Source organism: Nitratireductor sp. XY-223, assembly GCF_004959855.1.
Classification (GTDB): Bacteria; Pseudomonadota; Alphaproteobacteria; order Rhizobiales; family Rhizobiaceae; genus Hoeflea_A.
This window is the reverse complement of record NZ_SPNT01000005.1, coordinates 26,448-45,642: the sequence shown is the minus strand read 5'-3', so window position 1 is coordinate 45,642 and position 19,195 is coordinate 26,448. Positions and strand designations below refer to the sequence as shown.

Here is a 19,195-nt window from a genome sequence, read left to right as displayed (position 1 = left end):
CTATCGATTTGTCACCGACCGCAAGCGTAGCGCAAAATCCTTAACACGCCGTTCTTTGCTGGCCGTCGCAGGCGCGACGGTGGCTGCCGGTGCCGTGACGCAGGACACGTCGGCAACGACCGTCCGGACCGCTCGGCGGGTGCCCTTCGGCGCTGCCCTCGAATACGACCATTTCATCAGTGATCCCGACTACACGGCGCTGTTTGTCAGCCACTGTGACATGATCTTTCCGATGAACGCGCTGAAATGGGACGCGCTGCAGGCGTGTCCGGGCGAATTCGACTTCTCCCGGGCGGACGACATCCTGTCGTTTGCAGAAACGCTCGGCCGCGGCACCTACGGCCACACATTCGTTTGGTACAATGCGCTGCCGCAATGGGTTGAGGAGATCGATCGGCCCGCACAGGCGGAGGCGGCACTGATCGATCACGTGCGGACGGTGGCCTCCCGTTTTTCCGGGCGGGTGCCCGTGTGGGATGTTGTCAACGAGGTGATCGCCCACGATCCGGCACATGAGGGCCCGTGGCGCGACAGCCTGTGGATGCGGCTGCTGGGACCCGCACACGTGGACATCGCCTTTTCGGCGGCTGCCGAGGCGGCACCCGGCGCCGAACTTGCCGTCAATGACTATGATCTCGAGTTCACGGGGCCGCGCTATGACGCCCGCCGCGAGGCGGTGCTTGACCTTGTCCGTCGGTTGCAGGACAGGCAATTGCGCATCGATGCGATCGGCATCCAGGGACATCTCTATCCGGAAATTCCCATCGATCATCAAGGGCTTGGCCGGTTCATCCGGGACCTGGAAGCCCTCGGTGTCGGTTACCGCCTGACCGAGATCGACGTGATCGACTGGAATCTGCCACCGGACGCTGCATTGCGCGATGAAATGGCGGCCGAACATGTCGGCAATCTCCTCGACGCGGCCTTCTCGGCTGCGCTTCCGCGCTCGGTTTCGACATGGGGCCTGAGCGACCGTTATTCCTGGATCTCGGATGTGATGCCCCATCGGGCCGGCGCGCCAAACCGGCCGCTTCCGTTCGACGAGGCACTGAAACCAAAACCGATGTACGAAGTCATCCAGCGCTACCTGTCGGCCTGAATGACGCAATGTCCCGGAATTGCCCGCGCTACCGGGCGGAGCCGCACCCATGCGCGAGGCCGGCCATTAACCAAATCTTTTCCATAGTTTTTTAGTTTGCGTTAGGCATAAGCGGACGAGACACGAATGAGTTCGGAAGGTATCGATGTTCGATCCGGATACAGACGGCGGCACCGGGCGGCGCAGGTCGCTTCTCGATTTCACACGGGATCGCCGGGCAGGCGCGGCCGGTGAAGAACATGCGCCCGTGGACAACGGCACCGCCCGCGATGAACTCGAGGACATTATCGGCGTGAGAAAATCCGCCGGTGAAGCACCCGTTGACCGGCAGGCCCTGATCGAGCGCATACGCGCGGCGGCCGGCGACATACGCGAGGACGGGGCGGCGGCGATGTCCGGCAATGACGCGCCTGCGATGCCGGGACACGGGACTTCGGCGGCGGGCAAGGCAGGCGCAATGCCCGCCGGGCAACCTGCCGCGCCTTCGAGAACGGGCGGTGGCGGCGGATCCGGACCGCGGGACGGTGCGCTCGTCGACCCCGTGACCCTGATCGCAACCGCCTGGCACCATCGCCTGTTCATCATCTTCATGACCCTGCTCGGCGCCGCGCTCGGCGTCATGCTGGCGCTTTCGACGCCCCACAAATACGAGGCGGTCAGCCAACTGGTGCTCGATCCGCGCGAACTGCGCCTCACCGATACCGACTTCCTGCCGCAATCCTATTCGGCCGAAGCCATGCTCGCGCTTGTCGACAGCCAGGTGAAAATCGTCAACTCAAGTCCCGTGCTGCAGACGGTGGTCGACGATCTGGACCTGGCGGACGATCCGGAATTCAACGGCCTGGCGTCCGCCGGCATCGGCGGTGTGGTCGGCTTCGTCCGCGATCTCTTTACCGGACAAGGGGACGCCCAGGCCAACCGCAATTTCCTGGCGGTGCAGTCCCTGTCCCGGGATGTGGCGGTCTATCGCGGCGAGAAGACATTCATCGTCTATGTTTCGGTGACGACCGAGGATCCCGGGAAATCGGCACTGATCGCCAACCGGATCGTCGACGTCTACATCGCCAAGCAGCGCGAGGCGCAATCGGCGCTGTTCGAACGCACATCGGCGGCACTGACCCGCCAGCTCGACGAGCTGAGGCAGGATGTCGAGGCGGCGGAAACGCGGGTCGAGCAGTACAAGGCCGACAACGATCTTGTCGACGCCGGCGGCAGCCTGATCAGCGACGAGCAGATCATCCGTCTCAACCAGCAGCTTGCCCAGTTGCGCGCCCAGAGGGCCGAGGTTCAGGTCAGGGCCGAGACCGCCAGCCAGCTTGACATCGATTCCGTGCTGTCCGGAACCGCGCCGGAAATCCTGCAGTCTTCCACCATCGGTGAGTTGCGCGCCGAATATGCCGGCGCGAAACGCGCTGCCGACGCGCTTGCCACCAGCCTCGGGCCGCGTCATCCGCAGCGCATCGCCGCCGAACAGGCACTGAAAACGGCGCGTTCCGAAATCCGCAACGAACTGCGCCGCATTGTCGAGGCGACGCAGACCGAACTCAGGCGGATCGTCCAGTCCGAGCAGCAGCTCGCTGCCGATCTGGCGATCCTGAAGAGCAAGCAGGTCACCACGTCGACGGACCTGGTTCGCCTGAGGGAACTCGAGCGCGAAGCAAGTGCGACCTCGGCCATTTACGAATCCTTCCTGAAGCGGGCGCGCGAAACGCGCGAGCAGCAGAACCTGAACACCAGCAACATCCGCGTCATCTCCGAAGCGACGCCGCCGATCAAGCCGACCGGCCCCTCGCGAAAGATCATAGCGGCTGGCGGTGCTGTCCTCGGTTTCCTTGCCGGTCTCGCCGTCGTCATGATGCTTGGCGCCTATCGAAGCCTGGCATCGGGAATCCAGCGCGGCGCGGCGCCCGTGCCCGGACCTGCGCCGGCACCCGCCGGACCCGGGATCGCCGTGGAAGAACCGCCGCAGCCCGCCCCGGCTGCCGAGCTGCCGCCGGTCGTCGATACGCCGTCACCCGGCGGGCAGGGGGAAAGGGCCGCGCATCAAGGGGCTGAGGACGATTGGCCGCAGCAGCCGATCCTCGGGCCCGGCGACCCGGATTTCGAGGACGACGCCGAAAGCATACGCCACGACATACGGCAGGTACGCGAGGCGGTTGAGCGGCTGAAGAAGGCGCGCGAGGAGGCGCGCATCCGCGGCACCTACGCCTCGCATTGACAGTATCGCGACGGGGCCATGGCGCAAACGTGCGCACGGGGCGCGCCATTTCTGCATAAAAGGCGCATGCCGGCCATTTCCTATCCGTGAAAATTGCATTATGCACCGGACCGGCGAATAACGGCGCGTCCGGCTCATGGTGTTGAGCGCGGCCGGCCCTTTTTACTGGGAGCATCGTGAATGACAGCAGTTACGGAAACGGCAACCGTGATCGACGGCAGGGCCGTCGCCGAAAGCGTCGTCGAGACGGTCAAATCAGCCGCCGCGGACCTGAAGGAGGCGACCGGCGTCGTTCCCGGAATTGCCGTCGTCATCGTCGGCGAGGATCCGGCCAGCCAGGTCTACGTGGCCTCGAAGGGCAAGAAAGCGCGGGAATGCGGCTTTCATTCCGTTCAGCACACCCTGGCCGAATCGACCAGCGAAGCCGACCTCCTTGCCCTGGTCGAGGAGCTCAACGACGATCCGCAGATCCACGGCATCCTCGTGCAACTGCCGTTGCCCGATCACATCGATGACGGTGTGGTGATCCAGGCGATCAGTCCGCAAAAGGATGTCGACGGATTCCACGTCATCAACGCCGGCAAGCTGACCACCGGCGAGATCGACGCCGCCTTCGTTCCCTGCACGCCGGCCGGATCGATGCTGCTGGTCGAGCGGGTGCGCGGCAAGGACCTTTCCGGTCTCAATGCCGTCGTGGTCGGCCGGTCGAACATTGTCGGCAAGCCGATGGCAAGCCTGCTCTTGGCCGCCAACGCGACCGTCACCGTCTGCCACAGCCGCACGCCCGACCTTCCGGCCACGTGCCGCAACGCCGATATCCTGGTGGCCGCCGCTGGGCGGCCCGAAATGGTTCGCGGCGACTGGGTCAAGCCCGGCGCAACGGTGATCGATGTCGGGATCAACCGCATACCCGCGCCGGAGCGCGGTGAAGGCAAGACACGCCTTGTCGGCGATGTCGCCTATGCGGAATGCGCGGAGGTCGCGGGCGCGATCACGCCGGTTCCGGGCGGGGTCGGCCCGATGACCATCGCCATGCTGATGGCCAACACGCTGGTGTCGGCGTGCCGCCACGCCGGCCGGACACCGCCCGTCTTCTGAGCCATATCAGCTATAGAGCACGCTGGCTCCGTTGTCGGCCCGGCCGGCGATGGCGCGGAAATTCGCGAACAGCTCGCGGCCCATGCCGTGCGCACCCTCCGAAAGGTCGGCGGCCGCGGGCCGGCGCGCGGCGAACTCGGCCGCGTCGACCAGCACATTGAGCGTTCCCTTTGATGCATCGAGCCGGATCATGTCGCCGTCGCGCAGCCGGGCGATGGGCCCTTCGTCGAGGGCTTCCGGCGTGATGTGGATGGCCGCGGGCACCTTGCCGGAGGCGCCCGACATGCGCCCGTCCGTCACCAGCGCCACCTTGAAGCCGCGGTCCTGCAGCACGCCGAGGGGAGGGGTCATCTTGTGCAGTTCCGGCATGCCGTTGGCGCGCGGCCCCTGGAAGCGCACGACGGCGACGAAATCGCGGTCGAGCTCGCCGGCCTTGAACGCCGCCTGCAGCGCCTGCTGCGACGAGAAGATCTTCGCCGGCGCTTCGATCACATGCCGTTCCGGCTTCACCGCCGAGATCTTGATGACCGACTTGCCGAGATTGCCGCTCAGCATCTTCAGGCCGCCATTGTCCTGGAACGGCGCCTCGATGGTCGACAGGATCTTCGGATTGGCACTGACCGGCGGCGCCGGTTCGCGGGAAATCGTGCCGTCGCTGTTGAGTTTCGGCTCGATGGCATAATCGGCAAGGCCTTCGCCCCACACGGTGCGCACGTCGTCATGCAGCAGGCCGCCTTCGAGAAGCTGCGCTATCAGATAGCCCATGCCGCCGGCGGCGTGGAAGTGGTTCACGTCGGACGGGCCGTTCGGATAGACCCGCGCCAGCAGCGGCACGATATCCGAAAGTTCGGAGATGTCCTCCCATGTCAGCACGATGCCGGCGGCGTGCGCCATGGCGATGAGATGCATGGTGTGGTTGGTCGAGCCGCCGGTCGCGTGCAGGCCGACGAGGCCGTTGATCACGCTGCGCTCGTCGAACATGATGCCGGCCGGCGTGTATTCGTTGCCGAGCGCGGTGATTGCCAGCGCCCGCTTCGCGGCCTCTTTGGTCAGCGCTTCGCGCAGCGGCGTGCCTGGATTGATGAAGGAAGCGCCGGGCAGGTGAAAGCCCATGATTTCCATCAGCATCTGGTTGGAGTTTGCGGTGCCGTAGAACGTGCAGGTGCCGGGGCCGTGATAGGATTTGGATTCGGCGTCCAGAAGCTCCGCCCGCCCGACCTTTCCTTCCGCGTAGAGCTGGCGGATGCGCACCTTCTCCTCATTGGGCAGTCCGGAGGTCATGGGGCCCGCCGGAATGAAGACGGCGGGCAGGTGCCCGAAAGTCAGCGCGGCGATCACCAGCCCCGGAACGATCTTGTCGCAGACGCCGAGGAAGGCCGCCGCGTCGAACATGTTGTGCGAAAGGCCGACAGCCGCCGAAAGCGCGATCACGTCGCGCGAGAACAGGGAAAGGTCCATGCCCGGCTGGCCCTGGGTGACACCGTCGCACATGGCCGGAACGCCGCCGGCCACCTGCGCCACGCCGCCCGCCTCGCGCGCCGCCTGGCGGATCAGCGCCGGGAAGGTCTCGAACGGCTGATGCGCGGAAAGCATGTCGTTATAGGCGGTGATGATGCCGAGATTGGCCACCCGGGCGCCGGCCAGCGCCTCCTTGTCGGACAGGCCGCAGGCGGCGAAACCGTGGGCGAGGTTGCCGCAGGACAAGACGGTTCGGTTCGGTCCCTCCTCGGCGGCCTTGCGGGTGCGTTCAATATAGGCCTCACGGGTCGGCTTGGATCGCTCGACGAGACGCTGGGTGATCGAAAGGACGGATGCGTGTGCGGACATGGTTTTCCTGCCGTTTGGGTTTTCCTGCCGTTTGGGTGTGTTCACAAACTCGCATATACGCGGCCGGTCGAACCGGCCCTATGATTGTTCGTCAGTCGCCCGCGTCGCCGCGCGGCGCTGTCATGGCGCCCAGTAGACCTGCAATGGCGCCCTGGTTTTTCTCAAGATAGCGCGCACCGGCAAGGCCTCCACCGGGCCGGGCTCGAGCGCTGCTTCCAGAACTTTGCTTTTTTCCTGGCCCTCGATGTGCAGGACAACGGTTCCCGCGCGGCACAGCACCGGCTGGGTCAGGGTCAGGCGGACTTCGGGAACGCCGGGTGCCTCGACGGCCATCACCGTCTTCGTCTGCTGCGGATCGGTGACGGCCGCGAGTTCCGGGCTTCCCGGAAACCAGGAGGCGGTGTGTCCGTCCGTTCCGAGGCCGAGCACGGCAATGTCGATCGACTGTTCCAGCGCGTCGACGTCAGACGCCGCATCCACGGCCGCTTCCGGTGGCGGGCGGCCTTCGCGATAGAGGGGAATGAACCGGGCGAATGCCGCTTCGTTCTGCAAAAGATGGGTTGCTACCAGCCGGTGGTTCGAGCGCTCGTGCGACGGCGCGACGAAGCGTTCGTCGACGAGCGTCACCGTGACCTTCGACCATTCGATCTCGGTCCGGCTCAGCGCCTGGAACATCTGCCGCGGAGTGGAGCCGCCGGAAACCGCGAGCACGGCCGCCCCGTCGCGCTCGATCGCCGTTTTCAGTGCGGCCGCGATATCCGAGGACAACGCTTCGGCGAGCGCCTGTCCGTTGGCGTGGCGGTTGATCCGCGGTTCGTGCCTATCTGCTTTCATGCCAGGTGCGGCCGTCCCTTTCGATAAGCGCAATGGCGTTGGTCGGGCCGGACGTGCCGGCCGTATAGCCGTGGCAGGGCTGGTCCGTCTCCTCCCAGGCCGACAGGATCGGGTCGACCCATTGCCAGGCCGCCTCGACCTCGTCGCGCCGCATGAACAGCGTCTGGTTGCAGCGGATGACATCCATCAAAAGCCGCTCATAGGCGTCGGGATTGCGCACGCCGAAGCTCGCCGCGAAACTCATGTCGAGCGGCACGTGCCGCAGCCGCATGCCGCCGGGGCCCGGATCCTTGATCATGATCCACTGCTTGACGCCTTCGTCCGGCTGCAGCCGGATGACCAGTTGGTTGGCGATGATCTGGCCCGTGCCCTCGCTAAAGATCGAATGCGGTATCGGCTTGAAATTGATGACGATTTCGGAAACCCGCTGGGCCATGCGCTTGCCGGTGCGCATATAGAAGGGAACGCCCGCCCAGCGCCAGTTCTCGATCTCCGCCTTGATGGCGACGAAAGTCTCCGTGTTCGAGTTGCCGTCTCCGAGCTCCTCGAGATAGCCGTCGACCGCGCCGCCGGCGGAGGCGCCGGCGCGGTACTGCCCGCGCACCGTCAGTCTGGAGGCGTTGCCGGCATTGATCGGGTGCAGCGCCCGGAGAACCTTGAGCTTTTCATCGCGCACCGCCTCGGCATCGATCGAGGTGGGAGCTTCCATCGCCACCAGACACAAGAGCTGCAGGAGGTGGTTCTGCACCATGTCGCGCAGCGCCCCCGCACGGTCGTAGTAGCCGGCGCGGCCCTCGAGCCCCACCGACTCGGCCACCGTGATCTGAACGTGATCGATATGGGCCGAGTTCCACAGGGGTTCGTAAAGGGCGTTGGCGAAGCGCAGCGCCATCAGGTTCTGCACCGTTTCCTTGCCGAGATAGTGGTCGATGCGGAAGATCTGGTCTTCGGAAAAAGCATGGCCGATCGTGTCGTTCAGGGCCCGGGCGGACTCGAGATCACGGCCGATCGGTTTCTCGACGACGATGCGTGTATTGTCGTTGACCAGACCGTGGCTGTGTATGCGGTCGCAAATGTCGCCGAAGATCGAAGGACCAACGGCCAGATAGAAGGCGCGAACCCGGTCGCCGCCTTCCGCGAGCAGTTTTGCCAGGTCGTCCCAGCCGCGTTCCGAGCTCGCGTCGACCGAGACGTAATGCAGCCGGTCGAGGAAGCGCTTGACCTCGTTTTCATCGAAATCGCCGCCGGTCAGATGCCGCGAAAACGCGTCGCCGGCGAATGCCCGGTAACCCTCGTCGTCCAATTCGGAGCGGGAGGCGCCGATAATGCGGGTCGGCTCCGTCAACTGCCCGGAAATCTGCCGGTGATAGAGCGCCGGAAGTAGCTTGCGCTCGGCGAGATCGCCGGTGCCGCCAAAGACGACATAGTCGAACGGCTCGACGGGAATGATCTGACTGCTCATCGCTGCTGGCTCGCAATGCGGATTGTGTCGGAATGTCCGGCCTCCTCATAATCTAATCGATTTAAAAAGGCCAGAGCAAATTTGTCGAAGAGGGCGGAACCGGTTTCAATTCAGCCTGCACAGGAGTCTGGACCGGCAGTGTTCTCAGATAGTCGGATGGCCGCTCTGAGCCTGGAGCGGACATTGTCTAGCCATTCTACGCCGCAGAGGGTTCGCCAGCATTTATCATCAAAAACTACGTGCGTTAGAGGATTTCAAATATATCGTAGGCGACACCGTTCTCTGTCATTCTTCCCACTGCAACCGCCTGTATGTTGTTCAGCCATGCGTACTTCTCAGACACGGTTTGATAGTAGGGCGCGGCTCGGAAATAATACTTCGAGGGATCGACGGTGTGTCGCTCGGCAGCATCCATTTCGTGCATTTCCGGTGGAAGCACAATTCGCCCAGAATACCATGTAAAGATCAGGGCCCCATCATCGGTTTCGAGAGTTGATCTTACATCTATGGCCATCGACCCATCCGGTCGAACAGAAAGCCAATCCCCGCCGGAATGCAGGATCTTGCCGCTCATTTCGGGGCCCTCGAAAGTACCACCAAGGACATTCACGATGATCCTCGATCCGATAAGTACGGGTGGGCTTTCGAGCTCTGCCTGAGCTGAGCCCAGATAACGGTAATTAAGTTGAGGTTCCTTTTTCACAGGTGCTTTCCTCCTGCCATCCACACACGACAGTATATGACAGCAATTAGCCTCAAATCAGGTCTCAACAGCCGATGTAAAACAACAAACACTCCTTACTGTGAAATTCATCGCCATAGTATTGCCGCTGCAAGGAGCCTTCGGCAGAGGTCATCGTGTCTGCTTCGTCCACATAATCGACCTTCCTGAAAATCAATACATTGAATTTGGCGTCACCTTACCTCACAGCACATGAAACTGCCGGTACCAACCTATTCACTAGACGTTAAGCAGCAGGTATTCGCGTTCCCACGGGCTGATGACCTCCATGAAGGTCTCGAATTCGCCGCGCTTGACGCCGGCATAGATGTCGACGAATTCCGCGCCCAGCACCTCCGCGAAGGCCGGCTCGCTCTCAAGCAGCGAGACGGCCTCAAGCAGGCCCCGCGGAAGATCGACCGTGGTGCCGGCATTGGCGGTGGTCTCCGTCGGGCTGTCGGGGACGATGCCGCGCACCATGCCGAGCCAGCCGCAGGCGAGCGACGCGGCAAGCGCCAGGTAGGGATTGGCGTCGGAGGACGGCAGCCGGTTCTCGACGCGCCTTGCGCTCGGATCGGAATTCGGCACCCGGAAGGCCGCCGTGCGGTTGTCGTATCCCCAGGCGTTGTTGACCGGGCAGGCCATCTGCGGCGTCAGGCGCCGGTAGGAATTGACATAGGGCGCCATCATCACCAGCGTCTTCGGCACGAAGTGCTGCATGCCGCCGATGAAGGAGAAGAAATGCATCGAGGGCGTGCCGTCGGCGTTGCAGAAGATGTTGCGCCCGGTTTTGATGTCGGTGACCGACTGGTGGATGTGCATGGCCGAGCCGGCCTGCGCCTGCATCGGCTTGGCCATGAAGGTCGCGTAGATGCCGTGCTTGAGCGCCGCCTCGCGGATGGTGCGCTTGAACATGAACACCTGGTCGGCAAGCAGCAGCGGATCGCCGTGCCGCAGGTTGATCTCGAGCTGCGCCGGCCCTTCCTCGTGGATTAACGTGTCGATCTCCAGGCCCTGCGCCTCTGAGAAATGGTAGATGTCGTCGATCAGCTCGTCGAACTCGTTGACGCCGGCGATGGAATAGGACTGGCCGCGCGCCATGGGGCGCCCGGACCGCCCCAGCGGTGGCTGCAGCGGATAATCGGGATCGTCATTGACCGCCACGAGATAGAATTCGATCTCCGGCGCGACAGCCGGGCGCCAGCCCTTTTCCCTGTAATGGGAGAGCACGTTCTTCAGCACGTTGCGCGGCGCGTAGGCGACGTCATTTCCTTGCGGATCGACGATGTCGCAAATCACCTGCGCCGTCGGGTCGCTTTCCCAGGGCACGGCAGTAAGCGTCGAAAGGTCCGGCATCAGCTTCAGGTCGCCATCCTGCGGGTCGTAGCGGAAATTGCCCGTCTCGGCGGGGTATTCTCCGGAAATCGTCTGCCGGTAGAGGGCCGACGGCAGCGAGAGCGACGTGTTGGAGGTGAACTTGGATGTCGGCATCATCTTGCCGCGCGGCACGCCCGCAAGGTCCGGCGTGATGCACTCGAGGTCCTCGATACCGCGCCACCTCAGCCACTCGCCCGCCTGCTTCCAGTTTTCAACGCCGCGCTTGTTGTCCACATAGGCGGGCTTTCGCGGCGCTTTCTTGCCGTCCGCGGCTCTTTCTGAAGACGTCTTCTTGGATTTCTGGGCCATGAACAACTCGTCGGCGACATCACGTTGCGGTTCTCATAGAGCAAGCCGAGGCGATTTGGAACAGGAGCCGGTTTCGCGGCTTCGCGGCAGCGGGGATAACCTTCGTGCGGCGGGTTGATGTCCTCGTTCTCAACCTCGGCGCCGCCGGCATGATGTGCGCCATCGAGGCGGCGGGGCGCGGCCGCGGCGCCGGGTTGACCATGGCTCTTGACCTCAAGTGGACTTGAACTCGTATAAACGAAGAATCGGCTTATGTGAAAAGGAACAGGGATCGAATGGACGAGGAATTCTGGCAGGCGCGCTGGCGCGAGAACAGGACCGGGTTTCACGAAGACAGGCCGCACGAGATGCTTCTGGGGCATTTTGACCGCCTGGGTCTGAGCGCCGGAGACGCGGTCTTTGTGCCTCTATGCGGAAAATCCGTGGATCTCGACTGGCTTTTGGACCGGGGCCTTCGCGTGACTGGCGTGGAGTTCAGCAGGCAGGCGGTCGAGGAGGTCTTCGCGCGACTGGCACTTACCCCGCAAATCCGGGACGCAGGCAATACAATCTGTTTCAGCGCCGGTGCTCTCCAAATTTTTGTCGGCGATTTCTTCGATCTGACCGGTTCCATGCTCCGGCGCACGGATGCGGTCTACGATCGGGCGGCGCTTGTGGCGCTTCCCGGCCATGCGCGGCCCGGTTATGCTTCCCGTCTCGCCGATTTGACCGGAGCCGCCCGGCAGTTGCTGATCAGTTTGGATTATGACCAAAGCCAAATGGACGGACCGCCCTTCTCGGTGCCGGAGCGGGAAATCCGCGACCTCTACGAAAACGGCTTCGATGTCGAGTTGCTTTCAAGGCGAGAGATTGCAGGCCCGCTGGCACAGCGCTGCGACGGCAACGAGGAAGCCTGGCTTCTGGATCCGCGGTCGGCGAGCATTACCGCGTAAAGTCGGCAACCGTCGGCGGCGTGCCGGTTGATGAAGGGTGTTGCAATCCGCCGCATTGGCTTTGCAGAAGAGCTGCTTGGCGATTGTGCGGCGGATGCCGGCGGGACCGGTTAGGAGGCTCAGAATAAACCGGTCCGACCGTTTTGGCGCGGGGTCAGGACCCCTGCGTAACGATGACAGGGATTAAGAGATCCCCCCAGTTGCCGTCGCCGCCATGGTGACGGGCCGAGCGTACGAGTTCGACGGACACGCCCGCATCGACGGCCTTCATCACGGACTGGTTCAGCCTGTGCAGGTCGTTGGCAACCATGCGGATCGCAGCCTGCTGGTCTGCGGTCATGGCGGAGGACTGTTCTTCAGCCCGTTCTTTGACGCGGGTCTGCGGTGCCATCTTGAACTCTCCTTTACTGGCGTTTGCAGTTTTGGGAGGGACGGGCAGTCACAGGTCTGCCCGTCCCCGGCCGCCGGTTACTCGGCAGCCGGCTTGAACTGTGCGGTCTCGGTCGATTCGCCCATCGCCGTGGTCGAGGACTGGCCGCCGGTGATCGCCATGGAAACGGCATCGAAATAGCCGGTGCCGACTTCGCGCTGGTGCTTGGTTGCCGTATAGCCGTCGGTCTCGCTGGCGAATTCCGCTTCCTGCAGCTCCGAATAGGCCGCCATCTGGCGGTCCTTGTAGCCGCGGGCCAGTTCGAACATGCCGTGGTTCAGCTGGTGGAAGCCGGCGAGCGTGATGAACTGGAACTTGTAGCCCATGGCGCCCAGCTCGCGCTGGAACTTGGCGATGGTCGCGTCGTCCAGGTTCTGCTTCCAGTTGAAGGACGGCGAACAGTTATAGGCGAGCAGCTGGTCGGGATGCTCCCTGCGCACGCCTTCGGCGAAGCGCCTGGCCTGTTCCAGGTCCGGCTTGGAGGTCTCGCACCAGATCAGGTCCGCATGCGGCGCATAGGCGATGGCGCGGGCGATGCAGGATTCGAGACCGTTGTGGACCCGGTAGAAACCTTCCGCGGTGCGTCCGCCGTCGTAGTCGACGAAGGGCCGGTCGCGCTCGTCGATGTCGGACGTCAGCAGCTTGGCGGCTTCCGCGTCGGTGCGGGCGATGACCAGCGTCGGCGTGCCCATGACGTCGGCCGCGAGGCGCGCCGCATTGAGGTTGCGGATGTGCGCTGCGGTCGGGATCAGGACCTTGCCGCCGAGATGGCCGCATTTCTTTTCCGATGCCAGCTGGTCTTCGTAGTGGACGCCCGCGGCGCCCGCCTCGATATAGGCCTTCATCAGCTCGAAGGAATTCAGCGGTCCGCCGAAGCCGGCCTCGGCATCGGCGACGATCGGCGCGAACCAGGTATCGACCGAAAGGCCGTTGCCTTCAGCGGTCTCGATCTGGTCGGCGCGCTGCAGCGTCTTGTTGATGCGCTTGGCAAGCTCGGGGCCGGCATTGGCCGGATAGAGCGACTGGTCCGGGTACATCGCGGAAGCCGTGTTGGCGTCGGCGGCGACCTGCCAGCCCGAGAGATAGATGGCCTGCAGTCCGGCGCGGACCATCTGCATGGCCTGGTTGCCCGACAGCGCGCCAAGCGCGTTGACGAAGTCCTCGCTGTGGATCAGCTGCCAAAGCCGATTGGCGCCGTTTTCGGCAAGCGAGTACTTGATCTGAACCGATCCCCGCAGCTTCTGGACGTCCTCGGCCGTGTAGGGGCGGTCGATACCGTCGAAGCGGCCTTCCGGGGCGCTCGGAACCAGGTTGTAAAAATCAGTCATGCCGATCTCCAATTACTTGTACTGTTGAGCTTCCGATCTCGCGAAGCTGCGTGTGTTTTGAATTTGATGTGACTGTTTTTACAATGCACCGCACAAAAGAGACAGAAAAATCACGGAAAACAGAGCGATAAAAGGGTCACGCTGTGTAAGTTGTGACAGCGCGCCGTTGTAAATTTGTAAAATTTGTAATAGCCTGATTGCGGAAAATTTTGTCAAACTCTGTAAAAACGATGGCGGAACAAAAGATCTTTGCCGGCCCCCGGTTGCGCCGAATACGCAATCAGCTGGAACTCACGCAGACGGCGATGGCCGAGGAACTCGGCATTTCACCGTCCTATCTCAACCTGATCGAGCGCAATCAGCGGCCTTTGACGGTGCAGCTGCTTTTAAAGCTGACCTCCGTCTACAAGATCGACCTCGAGGAACTGCAGGGCGAGACCACCGGAACGACGAGCGCCCTGAAGGAGGTCTTTTCCGATCCGTTGCTTGCGGATGCGTTGCCGGGCGACCAGGAATTGATCGAGGTAGCAGATGCAGCGCCCAATGCGGCTACGGGCATCGTCAAGCTCTATCGGGCCTACAAGGAGGCCCAGTCGCGCCTTTCGGGCCTGTCGGAGCTCCTGGCGCGGGAAGGGCATACCACCTCGGTCGCCGGTGCCCGCCTGCCGGTGGACGAGGTGCGCGAGGTTTTCGAGCGTCGGCCCAACTACATCGCCGCCATCGAGGAGGCGGCCGAGGCGTTCCATGAAAAACTCAAGCCGGGTGAAGACCTGAACGGCGCGCTGCGCGCCTGGCTCGCCCGCGAGCATGGCATCGTCGTGCGGCTCCTGCCGGTCCACACCATGCCCAACTGGCGCCGCCGCTTCGACCGCCACTCGATGCGCCTGTTCCTGTCCGAACGGCTGTCGCCGTTCGACCAGCTGCGCGAAATCGCCGTCGAGGTGACGCAGCTTGCCTTTCGCGACCAGATCATGGCCGAGTTGGAAGAGCTCGACTTTTCCTCCGACGAAGCAACGCGCCTCGGCCGTTTCGAGATCGCCCGCTACGCCGCCCACGCCCTGATGATGCCCTATGGCCCGTTCCAGGCGGCGGCCATGCGGGCAAAATACGACCTCGACGTGCTGCGCTCGCGTTTCCATGTCTCCTTCGAGCAGGTTGCCAACCGCGTCACCATGCTGCAGCGGCCGGGTTCCGCGGGCGTGCCGTTCTTCATGCTCGAGGTGGACAACGCGGGGAACCGCTTCCGCCGCGCCGGCGCGCGCGGGTTTCCGCAATCGCGTTTCGGCGGCGCCTGTCCCAAGCTCAACATCCACGCCGCCTTCACCCAGCCGGGGCAGATTTTCGTCGACGCCGTGGAGATGCCGGACGGGGCCGAGTTTCTGGTTGTCTCGCGCACACTGGAGGGCCCGCAGGGCGCCTTCAACGAACGCGTCCGTCGCACCGCGATCCTGGTCGGCTGCGATATCGGCTTGCGCGACGAGATCGTCTACGGCGACGCGGTGACCGGAACCGCCATGAAGCCGACACCGGTCGGGCCGGCCTGCCGTCTTTGCGAGCGCCAGGGCTGTCTTTCGCGCGCCGAGCCGCCGCTCGCGCGCCCCTCTGGCCTCGACGAGATGGTCACCGGATTGAGCGCCTTCGATTTCCAGTAGAGCGGGCGCGCGCGCCCGCTACGCGATGCGGTTTTCGATCAGGAACCGGGCGCTCTCGACGGCGCTTTCCCGGGCATCGATGAAGTCCAGGCCGAGCAGGTTCCTGGCCTGCTCGTTGGACACTGCACGCTTGACGCCCAGCACCGGGGCGATCGGCCGGATCTCCCTGTCAAACAGCGCCAGGATGCGGATCAGCCAGTTCGGTGCCACCCGGGTTACGATCTTGCGCTCCGGGAACGCCGCCTTGATCGCCGTGGCCATGTCGACAAACCACAGGAAATCGTCCGAGACAATGATCCGTTTGCCGATTGCGTCCGGCGTGGCCAGCGCGCGCAGATGCGCCTTGGCGACATCCCGGACATCGACGACCGGGAAGCCGAAATTGGGCAATGCGGGATCGCGCCCGTCCAGCAGGCGCTTTATGACCTGGACCGATGTGCTCAGGTTCTTGTCGAGCGGCGGTCCGAGCACCATCGCCGGGTTGATGACCGTCAGGCCGATCCCGGGTGCTTCGCCGGCCACGAAATCCCACGCCGCCCGTTCGGCAAGCGTCTTGGAGCGGGAATAGGGCGTCGAGGTCGGGTTGGCCGGATCCGACCAGTCGTTCTCGTTGTAGTGAGTCCGCCCCGGCTCGAGTTCCTTTTCGATCATGGCGAAGCCCGAAGATGTCAGGACAACCCGCTTTACACCGTTGGCGCTGGCGGCCCGCAAGGCCCGCAGCGCACCCTCGACCGCCGGCCCGATCACCGCGTTTTCATCCTTGGGCTGGGCGAACGGGAACGGCGAGGCCGTGTGGATCAACGCGTCGACACCGCTCAGCGCCTCGTTCCAGCCCCTGTCGCTGGAAAGGTCGAGCTCCACGAAGTCCAGCCGTTCGGCGGCTGCGTCCGGCTGCGACAGGTGGCCGGAGAGCGCTTCTCGGATTGCAGCCGCCTTTTTCATGTCCCGCAGCGATCCGCGGACCCGGTGGCCCGCCTCCAGCGCCTGCAGGATGATGTGCTCGGCAATAAAGCCCGACGCACCCGTTACGAAGATGGTCTGGTCATTGGACATGGGTCGAGGTCCTTTGCATTGATTGCAGACTGAGGCAGCAAATCGCCAGCGCCGCACCCATCGCCGACCGTGCCGCGCCCGGAACGGGCTCCGCGGGAATCTGAATCGTCGCCACCGCGCAACCGACCGTCCAGCCGTAGCCCCATCCCCCCAGGCCCGACAGGCAAACGGACAGAAGGCTGCCCGCCGCCAGCAACCACGCTGCGATTGCCGCGAAATCGGAACTAAACCTGCCGGTACGCGCTTGCGACAGGCCCGTCGCCGCGGCCGCAAGCCCGCCGACTTGAATGGCATCCACGAGAACAGGCGGCACATCCTGCACGCAGTTCAGGACCGCTGCTGCGCTTACAAGCACAAATCCCGTAGCGAGCCACGGACCGGCACGTTCGGTTCCCACGCGCTTCCCGGCATGATCTTCTGCCGGATCGTGGAAAACGGGGTGGTCAATTGCCCTTTCAGCGCAAACCATCAGCGGCGATCCTCAAACTGCCGACAGTGATCCCTCGCGTCGGAATCGACTCGGTGACGTTCGAAAGCGTCCGGAAACCGGCCCTACGCGGCGATTTGTCTGCAGATTGAAGTCACCGGGTCGCGGCTGTCATTACCCATTTGGATCATAAGATGGTCATTTCGCCTGTGGTTCAAACGGCTTGCAGGATCCGCTCGAAGCGATCGAGGTAAAAGAGCTGTCCGGCATTTTCGACGACCTCCAGGCGGGCCTGGGGCAGGCGTTCCACCAGCGGCTCGATCAGCGCCAGCGGGCTCATGAGATCCTCCTCGCCGTGCAGGAACACCATCTCGGTATCGACGCCCGCCAGCGCTGAGGTCCAGTCGAGCACATTGGCCCGCAGCTCGTTGGCGACGCCGGAACCTGAATAGGTGAGCACCTGCCGCACGCAGCGCTGGATCCAGCCCTCGGCCAGAAGCTGGCGGAGCGTGGCCGTGTCGGCAGCGCTCGATTTGTAGGTCCGCAGGAAACCCAATTCCGCCAGCCGCGATGAGGTGAGAATCCGCGCGTGGAGGCGGACGAAGGCCTCCGCGATGAGCGGCGTCTCCCGCACGAACGGCAGCATGGCGTGAACGAAGCTGCGCGTCGCTGCGGACTTGTCGTAGGGCGTGGGCGCCGAAACGAACACCAGCCGCGAAACGAGATCGGGTGCATGGTGGGCCAGCGCGCTTGCCCACACGGCGCCAAAGACGGTCGCGATGACGGGCACGCGGCCGAGCCCGAAAAGCTGGATCATGGTCGCCGTTTCCTCGGCCATCTGCGCGACCAGTTTCCTGGCTGGCGGCACGGACGATTTCTGCCGTTCCGAGCCGCAAAACCATGGTCTGACCGGAATGAGCAGCCGGACATTGTGCAGCTCCAGCGCGCGCAATTCGCCTTGCAGCGGCAGGACCGGAAACAGCATGGGATGGTAGAGCAGGCAGGGCCGGCCGTCCCTCGGTCCGAGCTCGAAGACCCGCAGGCGGTCTTGCGACCCCACGGTCACGTCATGGATGCGCAACGCCGACCCGTAACTGTCCTTGAAGAAGGTGACGTCGTTTCTCTCGGGAACCGGGAAAGCGAGGCGGTCAAGCAAATGGTCCGTCAGCGCGAATCCGATGATCCTGGTCACATCGGTCTGACCCGATACACCGGCCTTTGCCGTGACGGACAGGAGTTGCTTGCGCTTCGTGTTGTAGGACAGGCCGTCGGCCTGTGCGGTCTCGCGCAGCGACCGGCCGGCAAGCAGCGACACCACGAGGCGGAACTCCGCACCGGTGAGGGCGAGGCCCGGCCAGACCGTGGACATGAGACGCTCGAATGCCGGTTTTTCGATGCACAGCACCAGGTAGCGGGCCGCGGGATGGTCCGGTTCGCCGGGCCAGGCCTTCCTGCCGAGATCGTGGATCATCAGCAGTGCGGTGCCGGAGGCGCTTGCGTCAAACCCGGTCTCCTGGTCGGCCTCCAGCCGCTGCGGAGCCTCGCCGGATAGCCCGGCATCGACGTAAAGCATCGTGCCGTTACGGTCGTAGGCGGCGCCCGGAAGGCCGATCCGCTCGAAAATCTGCCGGTATTTCCTGGCCTTTAGGTTGGCTTCGACAAGACCGGAACCATCGTCGGCGAAGGTGTCGTCGACATCGCTGGCGAGCGACATCGCCTTTTGCCAGCCCTGCCACTTACCACCGCTTTTCTGCATCAGCCGAAGGCCGCCGGTGTTGGAACAGCCGTGCCTTTCCGCAGGGTTCGATGGCCGGACATGGCGCTACCGGTCCTGGCCGAGGTGCCCGTGTCGGTGCCACGCGATGGCATCTTCAAGACGGTCGTCGCCCCAGAATAGCTCGTCGCCGACGACAAAGGACGGAACGCCGAAAATGTCCTTAGCGCGCGCCCTGTCCGTCATGGCCTGGTAGGCGGCCTCGGTTTCGGGGGAATTCGCCGCAGCGATGACCGTTTCCGGATCCTGGCCGATTTCCCGGAGGGTCGTGGTCAGGTTGGGTTCGCTGCCGGCCGGCTCGCCATCCTCGAACCACTTGCGGTAGGTGACGATCACGTAGTCCCTGAGCCAGTCCTTGTCCATTGCGTGGACCGCCACGCGATTGGCCATGTCGAACTGTTCAAGGGGATAGGGTGCCGGAACGTGCGGCTTCATACCGTATATTTGCGCGCGCCGCTCGATATCGCGCCACATATGCCGGGTTTTCACCGGTTTCTTCTGGAACGGGATATTGTTCATTTCCTTCATGATTGCGCGAATGCTGAACGGGTACCATTCGAATTCGATGCCGGTCGCCTTCTCGATGGCGGGCAGCCGCGTGACGGTCAGATACGTGTATGTACTGCCGATGGAAAACCAGAACTGAATCCCCAT

Annotated in this window: 17 protein-coding genes; 6 read left to right on the top strand and 11 right to left on the bottom strand. The window is 63.7% G+C overall.

Annotated features, from left to right (window positions below; translation table 11 throughout):
* Positions 1-79 precede the first annotated feature (79 nt).
* The 3 genes from E4M07_RS17475 to folD all read left to right on the top strand — a co-directional run bounded on the left by E4M07_RS17475 (position 80) and on the right by folD (position 4,415).
* On the top strand, positions 80-1,099 hold the full coding sequence (locus E4M07_RS17475) for an endo-1,4-beta-xylanase (protein WP_246660491.1): 1,020 nt from the start codon (positions 80-82) through the stop codon (positions 1,097-1,099).
* A gap of 145 nt (positions 1,100-1,244) precedes the next feature.
* Entirely contained in the window at positions 1,245-3,317 is a 2,073-nt protein-coding gene (locus E4M07_RS17470) for a GumC family protein (RefSeq protein WP_136659679.1), read from the top strand.
* Positions 3,318-3,497: 180 nt separating this feature from the next.
* The gene (gene folD, locus E4M07_RS17465; protein WP_136659678.1) at positions 3,498-4,415 is read left to right on the top strand and encodes a bifunctional methylenetetrahydrofolate dehydrogenase/methenyltetrahydrofolate cyclohydrolase FolD; all 918 of its coding nucleotides are present in this window, start codon (positions 3,498-3,500) and stop codon (positions 4,413-4,415) included.
* A 6-nt stretch (positions 4,416-4,421) separates the two neighbouring features.
* Here the strand turns inward: folD and edd are convergent, their stop codons facing one another.
* The 5 genes from edd to E4M07_RS17440 all read right to left on the bottom strand — a co-directional run bounded on the left by edd (position 4,422) and on the right by E4M07_RS17440 (position 10,945).
* Entirely contained in the window at positions 4,422-6,242 is a 1,821-nt protein-coding gene (gene edd, locus E4M07_RS17460) for a phosphogluconate dehydratase (protein WP_136659677.1), read from the bottom strand.
* A gap of 120 nt (positions 6,243-6,362) precedes the next feature.
* Positions 6,363-7,076, bottom strand: coding sequence for a 6-phosphogluconolactonase (gene pgl, locus E4M07_RS17455; RefSeq protein ID WP_136659676.1), 714 nt, complete (start codon positions 7,074-7,076; stop codon positions 6,363-6,365).
* Positions 7,063-8,538 carry a glucose-6-phosphate dehydrogenase gene (gene zwf, locus E4M07_RS17450; protein WP_136659675.1) on the bottom strand — a complete coding sequence of 492 codons (1,476 nt, stop codon included), beginning with the start codon at positions 8,536-8,538 and terminating at the stop codon, positions 7,063-7,065. The genes pgl and zwf overlap by 14 nt, the downstream gene beginning before the upstream one ends.
* 244 nt (positions 8,539-8,782) lie before the next feature.
* The gene (locus E4M07_RS17445) at positions 8,783-9,241 is read right to left on the bottom strand and encodes a DUF3237 domain-containing protein (RefSeq protein ID WP_169054266.1); all 459 of its coding nucleotides are present in this window, start codon (positions 9,239-9,241) and stop codon (positions 8,783-8,785) included.
* 258 nt (positions 9,242-9,499) lie between these two features.
* Positions 9,500-10,945: a glutamine synthetase family protein gene (locus tag E4M07_RS17440; protein WP_136659673.1), complete on the bottom strand. Its 1,446-nt coding sequence runs from the start codon at positions 10,943-10,945 to the stop codon at positions 9,500-9,502.
* Between the two features lie 104 nt (positions 10,946-11,049).
* Here E4M07_RS17440 and E4M07_RS29890 point away from each other — a divergent pair, with 104 nt between their 5' ends.
* Together E4M07_RS29890 and tmpT are read left to right on the top strand one after the other, a co-directional pair.
* Positions 11,050-11,172, top strand: coding sequence for a hypothetical protein (locus E4M07_RS29890; protein WP_281404990.1), 123 nt, complete (start codon positions 11,050-11,052; stop codon positions 11,170-11,172).
* 48 nt (positions 11,173-11,220) lie between these two features.
* On the top strand, positions 11,221-11,877 hold the full coding sequence (gene tmpT / locus E4M07_RS17435; protein WP_136659672.1) for a thiopurine S-methyltransferase: 657 nt from the start codon (positions 11,221-11,223) through the stop codon (positions 11,875-11,877).
* 154 nt (positions 11,878-12,031) lie between these two features.
* On the opposite strand, the gene E4M07_RS17430 is transcribed toward tmpT, so the two are convergent.
* Positions 12,032-12,268, bottom strand: a complete 237-nt coding sequence (locus E4M07_RS17430) for a hypothetical protein (RefSeq protein ID WP_136659671.1) — start codon at positions 12,266-12,268, stop codon at positions 12,032-12,034.
* Positions 12,269-12,345: 77 nt separating this feature from the next.
* A complete protein-coding gene (gene aceA, locus E4M07_RS17425) occupies positions 12,346-13,635 on the bottom strand; it encodes an isocitrate lyase (RefSeq protein WP_136659670.1) in 1,290 nt (429 codons plus the stop codon).
* A 230-nt stretch (positions 13,636-13,865) separates the two neighbouring features.
* Here aceA and E4M07_RS17420 point away from each other — a divergent pair, with 230 nt between their 5' ends.
* Entirely contained in the window at positions 13,866-15,287 is a 1,422-nt protein-coding gene (locus E4M07_RS17420) for an XRE family transcriptional regulator (protein ID WP_136659669.1), read from the top strand.
* An 18-nt stretch (positions 15,288-15,305) separates the two neighbouring features.
* On the opposite strand, the gene E4M07_RS17415 is transcribed toward E4M07_RS17420, so the two are convergent.
* The 4 genes from E4M07_RS17415 to E4M07_RS17400 form a co-directional block, all read right to left on the bottom strand.
* A complete protein-coding gene (locus tag E4M07_RS17415; RefSeq protein WP_136659668.1) occupies positions 15,306-16,340 on the bottom strand; it encodes an aldehyde reductase in 1,035 nt (344 codons plus the stop codon).
* Complete coding sequence (locus E4M07_RS17410) at positions 16,330-16,737, bottom strand: hypothetical protein (protein ID WP_136659667.1); 408 nt, start codon at positions 16,735-16,737, stop codon at positions 16,330-16,332. The genes E4M07_RS17415 and E4M07_RS17410 overlap by 11 nt, the downstream gene beginning before the upstream one ends.
* A 244-nt stretch (positions 16,738-16,981) precedes the next feature.
* Complete coding sequence (locus E4M07_RS17405) at positions 16,982-18,523, bottom strand: alpha/beta fold hydrolase (RefSeq protein WP_136659666.1); 1,542 nt, start codon at positions 18,521-18,523, stop codon at positions 16,982-16,984.
* A gap of 66 nt (positions 18,524-18,589) precedes the next feature.
* The gene (locus E4M07_RS17400; RefSeq protein WP_136659665.1) at positions 18,590-19,195 is read right to left on the bottom strand and encodes a 2-hydroxychromene-2-carboxylate isomerase; all 606 of its coding nucleotides are present in this window, start codon (positions 19,193-19,195) and stop codon (positions 18,590-18,592) included.

What these genes read in the sequence shown, in the direction of transcription:
- E4M07_RS17420 (WP_136659669.1), top strand. Translation starts at nt 13,866, where the DNA reads ATGGCGGAACAAAAGATCTTTGCCGGCCCCCGGTTGCGCCGAATACGC.
- aceA (WP_136659670.1), bottom strand. Translation starts at nt 13,635, where the DNA reads ATGACTGATTTTTACAACCTGGTTCCGAGCGCCCCGGAAGGCCGCTTC.
- E4M07_RS17405 (WP_136659666.1), bottom strand. Translation starts at nt 18,523, where the DNA reads ATGCAGAAAAGCGGTGGTAAGTGGCAGGGCTGGCAAAAGGCGATGTCG.
- E4M07_RS17440 (WP_136659673.1), bottom strand. Translation starts at nt 10,945, where the DNA reads ATGGCCCAGAAATCCAAGAAGACGTCTTCAGAAAGAGCCGCGGACGGC.
- E4M07_RS17415 (WP_136659668.1), bottom strand. Translation starts at nt 16,340, where the DNA reads ATGTCCAATGACCAGACCATCTTCGTAACGGGTGCGTCGGGCTTTATT.
- pgl (WP_136659676.1), bottom strand. Translation starts at nt 7,076, where the DNA reads ATGAAAGCAGATAGGCACGAACCGCGGATCAACCGCCACGCCAACGGA.
- E4M07_RS17470 (WP_136659679.1), top strand. Translation starts at nt 1,245, where the DNA reads ATGTTCGATCCGGATACAGACGGCGGCACCGGGCGGCGCAGGTCGCTT.
- edd (WP_136659677.1), bottom strand. Translation starts at nt 6,242, where the DNA reads ATGTCCGCACACGCATCCGTCCTTTCGATCACCCAGCGTCTCGTCGAG.
- E4M07_RS17400 (WP_136659665.1), bottom strand. Translation starts at nt 19,195, where the DNA reads ATGGGGATTCAGTTCTGGTTTTCCATCGGCAGTACATACACGTATCTG.
- E4M07_RS17430 (WP_136659671.1), bottom strand. Translation starts at nt 12,268, where the DNA reads ATGGCACCGCAGACCCGCGTCAAAGAACGGGCTGAAGAACAGTCCTCC.
- folD (WP_136659678.1), top strand. Translation starts at nt 3,498, where the DNA reads ATGACAGCAGTTACGGAAACGGCAACCGTGATCGACGGCAGGGCCGTC.
- tmpT (WP_136659672.1), top strand. Translation starts at nt 11,221, where the DNA reads ATGGACGAGGAATTCTGGCAGGCGCGCTGGCGCGAGAACAGGACCGGG.
- zwf (WP_136659675.1), bottom strand. Translation starts at nt 8,538, where the DNA reads ATGAGCAGTCAGATCATTCCCGTCGAGCCGTTCGACTATGTCGTCTTT.